Annotated in this window: 13 protein-coding genes; 4 read left to right on the plus strand and 9 right to left on the minus strand. The window is 38.5% G+C overall.

Features of this window, described 5'->3' with window-relative positions:
• Positions 1-206 precede the first annotated feature (206 nt).
• The 4 genes from FKZ43_RS11045 (at position 207) to FKZ43_RS11060 (ending at position 6,493) form a co-directional block, all read left to right on the plus strand.
• Positions 207-1,727, plus strand: coding sequence for a multiheme c-type cytochrome (locus tag FKZ43_RS11045; protein WP_140945953.1), 1,521 nt, complete (start codon positions 207-209; stop codon positions 1,725-1,727).
• 651 nt (positions 1,728-2,378) lie between these two features.
• The gene (pyrF, locus tag FKZ43_RS11050; RefSeq protein WP_140945954.1) at positions 2,379-3,188 is read left to right on the plus strand and encodes an orotidine-5'-phosphate decarboxylase; all 810 of its coding nucleotides are present in this window, start codon (positions 2,379-2,381) and stop codon (positions 3,186-3,188) included.
• Positions 3,189-3,350: 162 nt separating this feature from the next.
• On the plus strand, positions 3,351-5,048 hold the full coding sequence (locus FKZ43_RS11055; RefSeq protein ID WP_140945955.1) for a proline--tRNA ligase: 1,698 nt from the start codon (positions 3,351-3,353) through the stop codon (positions 5,046-5,048).
• A 20-nt stretch (positions 5,049-5,068) separates the two neighbouring features.
• Positions 5,069-6,493 (plus strand): aldehyde dehydrogenase family protein, encoded by a 1,425-nt coding sequence (locus FKZ43_RS11060; protein ID WP_140945956.1) that lies wholly within the window; start codon positions 5,069-5,071, stop codon positions 6,491-6,493.
• Here the strand turns inward: FKZ43_RS11060 and FKZ43_RS11065 are convergent.
• The 9 genes from FKZ43_RS11065 to FKZ43_RS11105 all read right to left on the minus strand — a co-directional run bounded on the left by FKZ43_RS11065 (position 6,490) and on the right by FKZ43_RS11105 (position 12,599).
• The gene (locus tag FKZ43_RS11065) at positions 6,490-7,149 is read right to left on the minus strand and encodes a PspC domain-containing protein (RefSeq protein WP_235894758.1); all 660 of its coding nucleotides are present in this window, start codon (positions 7,147-7,149) and stop codon (positions 6,490-6,492) included. The genes FKZ43_RS11060 and FKZ43_RS11065 overlap by 4 nt on opposite strands.
• 42 nt (positions 7,150-7,191) lie before the next feature.
• On the minus strand, positions 7,192-7,764 hold the full coding sequence (locus FKZ43_RS11070; protein WP_140945957.1) for a 5-formyltetrahydrofolate cyclo-ligase: 573 nt from the start codon (positions 7,762-7,764) through the stop codon (positions 7,192-7,194).
• 6 nt (positions 7,765-7,770) lie between these two features.
• Positions 7,771-8,343 (minus strand): ribosome recycling factor, encoded by a 573-nt coding sequence (gene frr, locus FKZ43_RS11075; protein ID WP_140945958.1) that lies wholly within the window; start codon positions 8,341-8,343, stop codon positions 7,771-7,773.
• Positions 8,344-8,364: 21 nt separating this feature from the next.
• A complete protein-coding gene (gene pyrH, locus FKZ43_RS11080) occupies positions 8,365-9,096 on the minus strand; it encodes a UMP kinase (protein ID WP_140945964.1) in 732 nt (243 codons plus the stop codon).
• A gap of 67 nt (positions 9,097-9,163) precedes the next feature.
• On the minus strand, positions 9,164-9,769 hold the full coding sequence (gene tsf, locus FKZ43_RS11085) for a translation elongation factor Ts (RefSeq protein WP_140945959.1): 606 nt from the start codon (positions 9,767-9,769) through the stop codon (positions 9,164-9,166).
• An 18-nt stretch (positions 9,770-9,787) separates the two neighbouring features.
• Entirely contained in the window at positions 9,788-10,510 is a 723-nt protein-coding gene (gene rpsB, locus FKZ43_RS11090; protein ID WP_140945960.1) for a 30S ribosomal protein S2, read from the minus strand.
• 123 nt (positions 10,511-10,633) lie between these two features.
• The gene (gene rpsI / locus FKZ43_RS11095) at positions 10,634-11,026 is read right to left on the minus strand and encodes a 30S ribosomal protein S9 (protein ID WP_140945961.1); all 393 of its coding nucleotides are present in this window, start codon (positions 11,024-11,026) and stop codon (positions 10,634-10,636) included.
• A 25-nt stretch (positions 11,027-11,051) separates the two neighbouring features.
• Positions 11,052-11,525: a 50S ribosomal protein L13 gene (gene rplM / locus FKZ43_RS11100; RefSeq protein WP_140945962.1), complete on the minus strand. Its 474-nt coding sequence runs from the start codon at positions 11,523-11,525 to the stop codon at positions 11,052-11,054.
• Positions 11,526-11,603: 78 nt separating this feature from the next.
• On the minus strand, positions 11,604-12,599 hold the full coding sequence (locus FKZ43_RS11105; protein WP_235894759.1) for an asparaginase: 996 nt from the start codon (positions 12,597-12,599) through the stop codon (positions 11,604-11,606).
• Positions 12,600-12,764: the final 165 nt, after the last annotated feature.

The following is a 12,764-nucleotide window of genomic DNA, read 5'->3' on the forward strand; positions in this document are numbered from 1 at the left end:
TTATCATCAAGTAAAAAGATATCTTTCCACCCAAATTTTATGCATCGGCGATAATATAGCGAAGCATTTTTCTCCCTATTTTTATTGATTATCTGCCCTCTCAATGACAAAACATCAAAAAACAATCCAAACCTTTTTAAAGCTTGAAAGTGAAAATTTAATTGGTTATTTTTATTTCGGCTTAACAATAAACCCGAAATAGAAAGATGAGGCACTTAATTATCCTATCACTTCTAATTATCTCACTTATCACTACATCACATTCACTCTATGTCAAAAATGAGCCAAAAATCAGTAATGAAACTCAGGAGTGCATTGATTGTCATACTGCGATTCACCCTGGTATAGTTTCGTCCTGGGAAAAAAGCAGACACAGCAAAATTACCCCAGCTGAGGCGATTAAAAAAGAAGCACTTGAAAGACGAGTTTCGTTTTCATCCCTTGAGGAGAGATTAAAAAATGTAGTTGTGGGCTGTTACGAGTGTCACTCCTTGAACACCGAAAATCATAAAGACGCTTTTGAACATTATGGGTATAAAATCAATGTAATTGTTTCGCCAAACGATTGTGCCGTTTGTCATCCTGTTGAAGCTGAACAGTACTCAAAGAACTTAATGGCGTTCGCCCATACAAATCTCGTTGAGAATAAACTCTACCGAGATTTAATGAAATCAGTTAACAACCCACATACATTTGAGAAAGGCAGAATAGAGATAAAGGGGAACAATAAATTAACTGAATATGAGTCCTGTCTTTATTGCCATGGTACCAAAATAGAAGTAAAGGGTTTTGAAACAAGAGAGACGCAACTTGGAGAGGCAATTTTCCCAATTTTAGAAGGTTGGCCAAATCAAGGTGTTGGAAGGATAAATCCAGATGGAAGTCGTGGCTCTTGTTCAGCATGTCATACCCGTCACGAATTTTCAATTGAGGTTGCAAGAAAACCATACACTTGCGCCGAATGTCATAAAGGTCCCGATGTTCCAGCTTTTAAAGTTTATGAAGTAAGCAAACACGGAAATATCTTCAGCTCGGAATATCATAAGTATAACTTTGATGAAGTGCCTTGGAAGATCGGGAAAGATTTTTCTGTTCCGACCTGTGCGACTTGTCATGTTTCATTGATCACCTCACCGGATGGGAAAGAAGTTATCGCGGAAAGAACGCATCAAATGAATGATAGACTCTCGTGGAGATTGTTCGGCGTCCCTTATGCTCAACCTCATCCCATCAAGCCAGATCTCTCGGATGTGAAGAATTCAGCCGGCTTACCATTAATCGTAGAATTGACTGGGGAACCTGTAAGGCAATTCGTCATATCAAAAGATGAACAGCGAAAAAGAAATCAAGCGATGAAAAATATCTGCAATAACTGCCACAGTGTAAGCTGGGTTAATGGTCATTTTGAAAGATTGGAAAACACAATAAAGGAAACAAACAGTCTAACACTTGAAGCGACGAAAATTTTGACAGAATTCTGGAAGAACGGTTTTGCAAAAGGTTTACCGCAGAACCAGAATATCTTTGACGAAAAGATTGAAAGGGTTTGGACATCAATCTGGCTAATGTATGCGAATTCAACACGATTTGCATCCGCAATGGCCGGTGGCGGCGATTATGGGGTCTTTGCTGATGGTAGATATCAATTGACTGAAAAACTCTACGAGATGAGCGAGATGCTGGAAATGAAAAAGAAAATGAAAAAATCCCAATCAAACAAAGATTGAAAAAGATTTTACTTTAATTAGTGGTGAACTTTATCAAAAACAAAAGGAGAACAAAGAACTACAAGATATCCAGTTATCAAGTCAATTCACTATGCCCATATCTTTTTCCTTTTTTAATTTTTAATTCATTCGCCTTTCATTAAAGATGATATAAGATTCCATTGTTTGGCGAAAATATAGCTGAAAGGGGACAAATACAGGCTATGTTTGTAATTGAGGAGAGCGCACTTTGCTTCATTCTCTACCACCTGCGCGAAATCGGCAGAAACATTGATGAAATTTTGAAAATTGTAAAGTCTCTTCAAACCGCTAACACACGCAAGGGGCTATTCCAGTAATTGACCTAACAACGAGCTCATCGGTGATAAGGTTACTTCCAGCATCTGATGTGAAAACAGCACAGAAAAGATTGAAACAGTATGAGTGCTATGATTGACGATTCCACATCAAGAAAATTAAATAATTTAACACCCTCTAACTTCAATTCAATCCTATCCAGTTCAAATCGCAACAAAAAAGTCCAAGCGTGAGCTTAGGTCCCAAACTTTTCGTCCGATATCGGATTATAAAAGGCAAACCTTTAAGCGACTTTCAACTTGAATTTATACAATTTTGTGTATTAAATTTCAGACAAAGCAACTACACTTGAGTATGAACTTTAAAGAGAAACTCTTAAGAGCGATCTCAAAAAACAATTCGCTTTTATGTCTCGGGCTTGATACAGATATAGAAAAACTTCCATCTCACCTATCCAAGACCCCAGAATCGGTTATTGATTTTAATCGTTCTATAATTGAAGCGACATCAGATATCGTTTGCGCCTACAAGGTAAATTCTGCGTTTTATGAATCAATGGGCGCAGTTGGTTTTGAAATTTTAAAATCAACGATTGAAATCATCCCTGATTGGATTCCGGTGGTGCTTGATTCAAAACGCTCGGACATAGCTTCAAGTGCTCGTATGTATGCGAAGGCAGCATTCGTTGAAATTGGGGCTGACGCCATTACAGTAAATCCATATTTTGGAGTTGAGGCAATTGAACCATTTGTTGAGTTCAAAAATAAATTCACATTTGTGACAATTTTAAGTTCAAATCCAGGGGCGTTTGACTTTCAATATCTAAAATGTGGTGATAAATTTCTCTTTCAAATCATCGCTGAAAAATTTATAAGTGCTGGCTTTGAAAACCTCGGGTTTGTAGTTGGAGCAACAAGAGGCACAGATATAAAGATCGTCAGGGAACTTTCGGGTGAAAAGCTATTTTTAATCCCCGGGATAGGCGCACAAGCTGGCGAGATTGAATCTGCAGTAAGGTATGGGATAAACGATGAAAAAGCTGTGTTGATAAATGTAAGCAGAGCTATAATTTATGCGTCAAGTTCAACCGACTTCGCCGAAAGAGCCAGAGAGAAAGCAGTTGAATACAAAGAAAAAATAAACAAAATAATTGAACAGATATGAGAGAAGCATTCGGGCATATTTGGAATCTTTTTAAGGAGTTCTTTTCAAACTTAACTTACATACTTTACTTGATTTTTACGCTTTTGCTTTTTTACATTGTTTTATACTTGCAGTCAAAAGTAGGTTGAAGGGAGATTTAAAAACAAAATTTATAGCGATTAAATGAGATTATCTTCTGGTTTTATCCCCACATTGAAGGAAGAGCCGTCGGATGCGGTGATGCCAAGTCATAAGTTAATGATAAGAGCTGGGATGGTTCGTCCACTTGCTGCAGGTGTTTATTCTTTTCTACCGCTTGGTTGGAGAGTTGCCCAAAAGGTGATGCAGATAATCCGAGAGGAAATGAATGCCATAGGGGGACAGGAATTTCATCTACCTGCTTTAAATCCGATTGAACTTTGGGAAGAAACAGGAAGATTGCGCGATTTCGGGGATGTGATCTTCCAGTTGAAAAACAGACCACTTGTTTTGGCTCCGACACACGAAGAGGTGATATGTTATATAGCAAAACATCACATCAAATCATACAAGGACCTTCCACAGATTTGGTATCAAATACAGACGAAATTTAGAAATGAACCAAGACCAAGGAGTGGGGTCATAAGAGGTAGACAATTTATAATGAAGGACTCATACAGTTTAGATGCTTCTTGGGAGGGACTTGATAGGTCATATGAACTGCACAGGCAAGCATATATAAAAATTTACACGAGGTGCGGGTTAAAATTTTTCATCGTTGGCGCATCAACTGGAGCTATGGGTGGTTCAGCTTCAGAAGAGTTTATGGTTGAATCACCCTACGGCGAAGATACTGTTGTGATTTGCGACAGATGTGGCTACGCTGCAAACACAGAAATAGCTCAATCAAATGTCCAACCAGCTAAAAGATATCCGGAGAGTAAACCGCTTGAGGAAATTTATACCCCAAATGTTAGAACGATAAATGAACTTGCACAGTTTTTGAATGTTTCAACTGACATCCTTGCTAAATCGCTTGTCTATAAACACAATGGTCAACCAGTTTTAATTTTAATGCTTGGGAATGATCAACTTGTTGAGGCGAAACTTCTAAAAGCACTTGGTGGCGGGGAAATAGCACCAATGGAACCTGAAGAACTTAAAGAACTTACAGGTGCAAATGCTGGATCAATCGGTCCAATAGGATTGAAAAATTTCAAAATAATCGCCGACAATAGATTAAGGGGTGCAAATAATTTAATAAGCGGAGCGAATAAAGACGATTATCACATTGCAAACATTGATATGGAAAGGGATGTAAAAGTTGATGGATATTTTGACCTCAGGAAGGTTGAGGAAGGGGAGCCGTGTATAAACTGCAGTAATCCGTTAAGAATTGTCAATGCGATTGAGGTCGGACATATATTTAAGCTTGGGACGAAATATTCTGAAGCGATGAAGGCGACATTTCTTGACGAGAACGGACAGGAGAAACCGATAATAATGGGAAGTTACGGAATAGGGGTTGAAAGAATTATTGCATGCCACATTGAACAAAATCACGATGAAAACGGGATAATTTGGGATAAGTCCATCGCCCCATTCCATGTACATTTGATTTCAGTTAACACTGAAATCCCAAGTGTCGTTGAAACAGCTGAAAAACTTTACGATGAACTTAACGCCAAAAGGATTGAGACAATTTATGATGACAGAACCGATGTAACACCAGGATTTAAATTTAAAGATGCTGACCTTCTTGGTATGCCGTTACAGGTTATCGTAAGCGAAAGGAATTTGAAAAATGGTCAGATTGAGATAAAGATCAGGCGAACTGGTGAAAGGATACTCGTAAACCTTGATGATGTCATCGCAAAAATAAAGGAAATCCTTGAACTATAAAAAAATTAACATAAAAAGCCATGGTTCCCGAATATAAAATTTTCATCAATGGTGAATGGAGAACATCCCCGAGAAAGCTTCAAGTTAAAAGCCCCTTCAATGGTGAGGTTGTCGGAGAGGTTTACCTTGCCTCACCGGATGACCTTGAGGATGCTGTCATTTCAGCGCAAAAAGCTTTTGAAGAAACAAAAAAACTCCCATCTTACAAAAGAGCTGAAATACTTGAGTTCATATCAAATGAGATAGCAAGGCGTAAGGAGGAATTCAGTCAGATGATAACGAAGGAGATGGGCAAGCCAATTTTATTCTCACGTGCGGAGGTTGAAAGAGCCATTTTCACATTTAAAATTGCAAGTGAAGAGGCGAAAAGAATTAACGGTGAGATTATACCTCTTGATCTTGCTTCTCACTCAGAGGGGAGATTTGGTTTTGTGCGCAGGTTTCCGATAGGAGTGATACTTGCCATAACCCCATTTAATTTCCCGCTTAATCTTGTCGCTCACAAGGTCGCACCCGCAATAGCAAGTGGGAATCCAATCATTCTTAAGCCGTCTTCACAGGCTCCAATTGTAAGTGCGATGCTTGCCGAAATAATTGAAAAGTCGGGATATCCAACAGGTGGATTTAATCTCGTCCCGTGCAAGTCAGACGAAATTGAGCTTCTCGTCAGAGATGATAGAATTAAAATGGTCTCATTCACAGGAAGTTCAGAGGTCGGCTGGCGGTTAAAAAGCATAGCCGGAAAGAAAAAAATTACACTTGAACTTGGTGGAAACGCAGCTGTTGTGGTTGAACCTGATGCAAATCTTGATTACGCAATTAAAAGGATCGCTCTCGGTTCATTTGGTCAAGCGGGTCAATCGTGTATAGCTGTGCAAAGAATTTATGTCAATGAAAAAATTTACGATGAATTTGAAAAACAATTCGTTGAAGAAACTAAAAAAATCAAGGTCGGTAACCCATTTGAACCAGATACGATAGTCGGTCCAATGATAGATGAAAACGCAGCAATGAAAACAGAAAACTGGGTGAATGAAGCAATTCAAAACGGTGCGAGAATTTTGATCGGCGGTAAAAGAAATGGAACATTTTATGAACCGACAATCCTTGTTGATGTAAAACCAGATATGAAAGTCAGTTGTCAAGAGGTCTTTGCACCTGTCGTCACACTTGAAAAGTATAGATATTTTGAAGAAGCGATTGAAAAAGTTAACAATTCAAGATATGGGCTTCAAGCGGGTGTTTTCACATCGGATTACAAAAAGATTTTTTATGCATTTGAAAAAATTGAGGTGGGTGGCGTTATAATAAATGACTACTCAACCTATAGAATTGACCATATGCCTTATGGAGGCGTCAAAGACAGCGGTTTTGGACGTGAAGGGATAAGATACGCAATTCAAGAAATGACCGAAATGAAACTTTTGGTTTTAAACTTTATTTAACCTGTGGGTTCTTCCGGAACTATAATTGCCATTATCAGATAAAGCAAAATTGCTATACCAAGCGAAGAGATCGCGAGTATTACCCAAAGAATTCTCACAATTGTCGGATCAGTGTTAAGATACTCACCTAATCCACCACAAACACCAAATATCATCCTATTTTTTCTTGATCTGAACAGACGTTTCACTGAGCCCTCCGTCTCTGTTTTCGCTTGTTCGCTTTCACTTTTATGCTCCCTTACTTCTTCTCTTTTTGATGAAAAATAAGTCACTATGAGAAATATTCCTACTATGATGATGAAAATAGGTAAAACGAAGTTAAAGGACACTTTTAAAAAATGCCATACTGGCCAACCGAAATTTTCAAGCAATAATCCTAAGCCAATGAGAACAAGAAACAAACCAAGTATGAAAAGTATTCCTCTGCCCGGTGCGGTTCTCTTTTCGGTTTTAACCTCCACTGTTTCTTCATGCTCTGGATTCACCGGTATGATAAGCATCCCTGCTATGTAAAGTATAAGCCCAGCCCCACCAACGAAAAACAAAAGCAAAAAAATTATTCTTATTATCGTTGGGTCAATACCAAGATATTCACCTATACCCCCACAGACACCATCAATTATTCTGTCACGCCTTGATTTATAAAGTCGCTTCATTTTAAACCGAGCTTTTTAATTTTCTATACGATATGGAAATCATTATGTTCCAGCGCACGAGATAATTTCGCTTTCTGTTACGATAAAATCAACTGGGACATCCCCTGGCGAAGGAGTTATTTCATCCACAACCTGAAAATCATAAACAAGAGCAACTTTCGGACACTTTACCTGATTCAAAAATTTATCATAATACCCGCCTCCAAATCCGATACGATTCCCTCGCCTATCTACAGCAACAGCTGGGACAAGAACAAGGTCTATCTTCGCTATATCAACCTCTCTTATAACTCCTGGCTCAAGTATTCCAAATGTAGATGGTTTAAGTTCAGATAAACTTTCCAATCGGGAGTGAAGCAAAACTTTCCTTTCTTTATTAACGACCGGGACGATGACTTTCTTCCCGGACGATAAAAGATACCTTATGATTTCAACGGTATCAACTTCGTTCTTCTTTGAAGACACATAAGTGTGAATTACATCGGCTGAGGCAAAGAAGGATAATTTCTTCAAGTTTTCAAAAATAAGTTTACTTCTTTCATTTACTTCATCTCGGGAAAGGGAATTTCGGATAGATAAAATTTCCCTTCTTATACTTTGTTTATCCTTGCTCATCAAAATTTAAAAGCTCATTATCTCCTTTTCCTTCTGCTCAAGTAAAGCATCTATCTCTTTTATATACTTATCCGTTAATTTCTGCACCTGCTCTTCTGCCCGTTTTCTATCGTCTTCAGAGATATGCTGTGATTTTTCAATTCTTCTGAGGTGCTCGTTCGCATCCCTTCTTACATTTCTTATAGCAATTTTCCCTTCCTCGCCAAATTTTTTGACAAGTTTAACTATCTCCCTTCGCCTCTCTTCCGTCAGTGGTGGGATTGGTATTCTTATAACATTACCGTCATTCGTCGGGTTCAAACCCAGGTCAGATGTCAGAATTGCCTTTTCAATCACCGGGATTAACGACTTATCCCAAGGGGTTACTGTCAAAGTGTGGGGGTCTGTGACGCTAACAGTGGCAACCTTATTGATGGGCAAATTTTGACCATAATAATCAACTTTAATCCCATCAAGAAGAGCTGTTGTTGCTTTGCCAGTTCTTACCCTGGCAAGTTCTTGTCTTGTTATTTCAACTGACTTTTTCATCCTTTCTTCCGCATCTTTAAGTATCTCCGGTATTGTTGACGGCGCTGTCATAGCCAAAACCACATTTTATTTTTATGAAATCTCATTTTCATGATAAACCCTTGTTCCGACATTTTCACCGAGGACGATCCGCTTCAAGTTCCCCGGGACATTCATATTGAAAACTATAATGGGCAAACTATTTTCACGACATAAAGTGATAGCTGTTAAGTCCATAACTTTTAAATCAAGTTTTAAAATATCAAGATATGAAATTTGTTCAAACTTAACAGCAGATGGATTTTTCTCCGGATCAGAGTCATAAACCCCATCAACTCTTGTCCCCTTCAAAATGACATCCGCCTTTATTTCAACAGCCCTTAAAGCAGCTGCTGTATCTGTTGTGAAATATGGATTTCCCGTGCCAGCAGCAAAAATCACAACTCTTCCCTTTTCAAGATGTCTTATCGCCCTTCTCCTTATAAATGGTTCAGCGATTTGCTCCATGACAATTGCTGTTTGAAGTCGCGTCATTACTCCCTTTTTCTCAAGGACATTTTGCAAAGCAAGAGCGTTTATAACAGTTGCAAGCATACCCATCTGATCACCCACAACTTTATCTATACCCTCGGCAACAGCGTCAACTCCCCTGTAAATGTTTCCACCACCTATAACAATTCCAACTTGCACACCAAGTTCGTGAACCTCTTTAATCTCATCCGCCAATCTATTTAAAACACTCGGGTCTATTCCATAACCACGCTCACCCATCAACGCTTCCCCGCTTATCTTTAAAAGTATCCTTTTGTAAATCGGTTGGTTCATGTTCATTGAAAAGATTTTGTTTTATAGATACAAAAAAGGGTCTCAGAAATCTGAGACCCTCGTATCTTCACCGATCCAAGCTTTCCCCAAGATAATATCTTGCGAATCGCCTTATCACTATGTTCTCTCCAAACTTCGCAGCTGCCTCGTGAATTAAATCTTTTATCGTTTTACCTTGATCTTTTATAAACGGTTGATCAAGCAAACATACCTCTTCAAAGAACTTTTCAAGTTTCCCTTGAGCTATTTTTTCAGCTATATCCTCGGGCTTGCCTTCGGCAAGCGCTTGTTCTTTATAAATTTCAAATTCCTTCTTAACGAGTTCCTCAGGAAGTTGATCTCTACTAACAACCTTTGGATTCATCGCTGCAATTTGCATTGCTATATCGTGAGCGAGTTGTTTGAACTCATCTGTTCTCGCTACGAAATCCGTTTCACAATTGATTTCAACAATTGCTCCAACTCTACCGCCAGCGTGAATATACGCTTCAATCAAACCTTGTTTCGTCTCTCTGTTTGCATGTTTCTCAAGAACCGAAGCACCTTTTTTCCTTAGATATTCTATCGCTTTCTCAATATCACCATTTGTCTCCATAAGTGCTTTTTTGCAATCCATTATTCCAGCACCGGTTTTCTCCCGAAGCGTCTTTATCTGTTCAAGTGTTATTTCCATTTCCCTCTTTTCCTTTTTTTATTTTCTTTCAATTTCAAGAGCGGATTTTTCTGATTCAATAACTGCTTTCGCCTCAAGGATTGCATCCGCAAAAATACGTGTTATAAGTTGAATTGATTTGATAGCATCATCATTAGCTGGGATCGGATAATCAACAAGATCTGGATCACAATTGGTATCAAGCATCGCAAATACAGGTATATTAAGTTTTCTCGCTTCAGAGACAGCGATATGCTCTTTTTTGATATCAACAATATAAACAGCCCCGGGCAAAGAAACCATATCCCTTATACCGCCAAGTATTTTTTGATATTTCTCCTTCTCACGCAAAATTTTCAATCTTTCCTTTTTTGTAAGTTCATCAATCGTCCCGTCGGCTTCCATCTTTTCAATGTTTTGAAGCTTCTTAACACTCTTTCTTATCGTTGCGAAATTTGTCAATGTCCCACCAAGCCATCTCTCAATCACATACGGCATCCCACATCTTTCCGCCTCCGTCCTTATGATCTCCTTCGCTTGTTTTTTCGTTCCAACGAAAAGAACTTGTCTACCCTGAAGAACAATCTTTTTAACCTCCTCACAAGCAATATCAAGATATTCCTGCGTTTTCTTAAGGTCAATTATATGAATGCCGTTTTTCTCCATAAAGATAAACGGCTTCATCTTCGGATTCCACCTTCTGGTCAAATGCCCAAAATGAACCCCAGCTTCAAGCAACTGTTGTAATTCCACCCTCGGCATTATACTTTCCCTCCAGAATTTAATTTTGGTTTTTGCCTCTACCCTCCTCACATCTCCACAAGATCCGCATGAAAAACGGACACCCTTGTGAAGATTCTCGGAGAGTATGTGTTTTAATAAAAATTAACGCTTTGAGAATTGGAACCTCTTCCTTGCCTTCGGTTGTCCATACTTTTTTCGCTCAACCATCCTCGGGTCTCTGGTCAAAAGTCCATACTGACGCAAAATTTTTCTATATGTTTCATCAACCTTAAGCAATGCCCTCGCTATGCCAAGCCGTATAGCCCCAGCCTGACCAGTCATACCGCCACCTTCAACCCTCGCTATGACATCAAACTGACCAAGTGTGTTTGTGACAACAAAAGGTTGAAGTATATCTACCCTATGAGCTTCAATTGGGAAATACGATTCAAAATCCCTTTTATTAACGGTTATCTTACCTGTCCCTGGAATTAACCTAACTCTTGCAACAGAGGTCTTCCTCCTACCAACAGCATCATATGAAATAACAGCCATATTCTCTGATTCCAAATTTTTTGTTTTACTTTAATAACAATTCCTCTGGTATCGGTTCAGGTTTTTGCGCCTGATGAGGATGATTTGGACCAGCATAAATTTTAAGTTTTCTTATCATCTTTCTAGAGAGGCGATTTTTCGGCAACATCAATTTAACAGCATGCCAAAGGACAAATTCTGGTTTCCTTCTCAAAAGGTCTTTCAAACTTTCAAATTTTTCACCACCAGGATATCCAGAATGGCTAAAGTATAACTTTTTCTCTTCCTTTTTCCCCGTAACCTTTATCTTTTCAGCATTGATCACCACAACGAAATCACCACAATCAACATGTGGGGAAAATATCGGTTTATGTTTTCCTCTTAAAATTCGGGCTATATTGCTGGCCAGTCGCCCAAGCGTTTGCCCTTGAGCGTCTATAAGATACCATTTGCGCTGGTTGATAACTTCTTCCTTCTTGGGCGAATATGTCCTGTTTGAAATTACATCAAGGCGAGCCATACTTTAACAAACCACTTAAATTTTCGTTATTTTGCTTGTAAAGATAACATTTTTGAGCATAAAAAACAAATTTCCCCTTTAACTCACTTCCCCAGCTATGGGAACATAGAAAAACTCCTTAACCTTATCTATATCCTCTCCGAACTTCCCCAGCAAAAACATCAATTTCACAAGCGCTGTCTCGGTTGTCATATCCTTGCAGCTTAAAGCACCCGCTTCAAGGACATCTTTACCACACTGATATAGGGATAAATCAACCTTTCCGTAAACAGCTTGCGTTGAAATGGCGACAATTTTTCCACCTTCAACTGCTTCTCTAACAAATGGAATAAGTGATCTTTCTTCTATATTTGGCAAATTCCCCGAACCAAACGCCTCAAGGACAAACGCTTTTAAGTCAAGCTCAAGAAGTTTCATAAGATAATCAACCTTCATTGAAGGGAAAACCTTGACACAAAAAACTTTATTTGAAAATTCCTTTGAAACTTTCAATTCTCCATTTCTGCTTTTTAAAAAATTTTCAGGATAAATTGTTATATCAACACCAACTTCTGCAAGTATTGGATAATTTGGAGATGTAAATGCATCAAAACCCCACACATCAATTTTTTTGGCTCTGTTCCCACGAAATAACTTATTATTAAAGAATATACATACCTCGGGGATTGGATAAGTTGCAAGTTCAATCGCATTTATCAAATTATTCCTCGCATCAGTTCTTATCTCCGAAAGAGGTCTCTGTGACCCCGTCAATATAACAGGTTTTGAAAGACCTTCAAGCATAAAGGAAAGAGCCGAAGCAGTGTATACCATCGTATCTGTGCCATGAGTTATAACGAAACCATCAAAATCCTCATAATTTCTTGCTATGACATCGGCCATCTTTATCCAATGCTCAATTCCAATGTTAGATGAATCAATGTTAGCAACTATAAATGACTCAATCTCAGCGATTTTCCTTATCTCTGGGACAAACTCAATGATCCCGTTAATAAAAGCACTTGGTGCAAGTGTCCCACCTTTAAAAGCCATCCCAAAAGTTCCACCAGTATGAATAAGCAAAATTTTTTTCATAGCCGATGATAATTACTTACATTTAAACCAAGATCTTTAACTATCTTTGAACCATAAAGTGCTGTATAAATATTGTTAAGCTTTCCGTTTGGAATGCACGCCAATACTATCGCATGAATTTTTTTAGAAAAATGCTCGTGTATCACTTGAATTATGTAAGTCAAA

Source organism: Candidatus Thermokryptus mobilis (assembly GCF_900070205.1).
Taxonomy (GTDB): Bacteria; Bacteroidota; Ignavibacteria; order Kryptoniales; family Kryptoniaceae; genus Kryptonium; species Kryptonium mobile.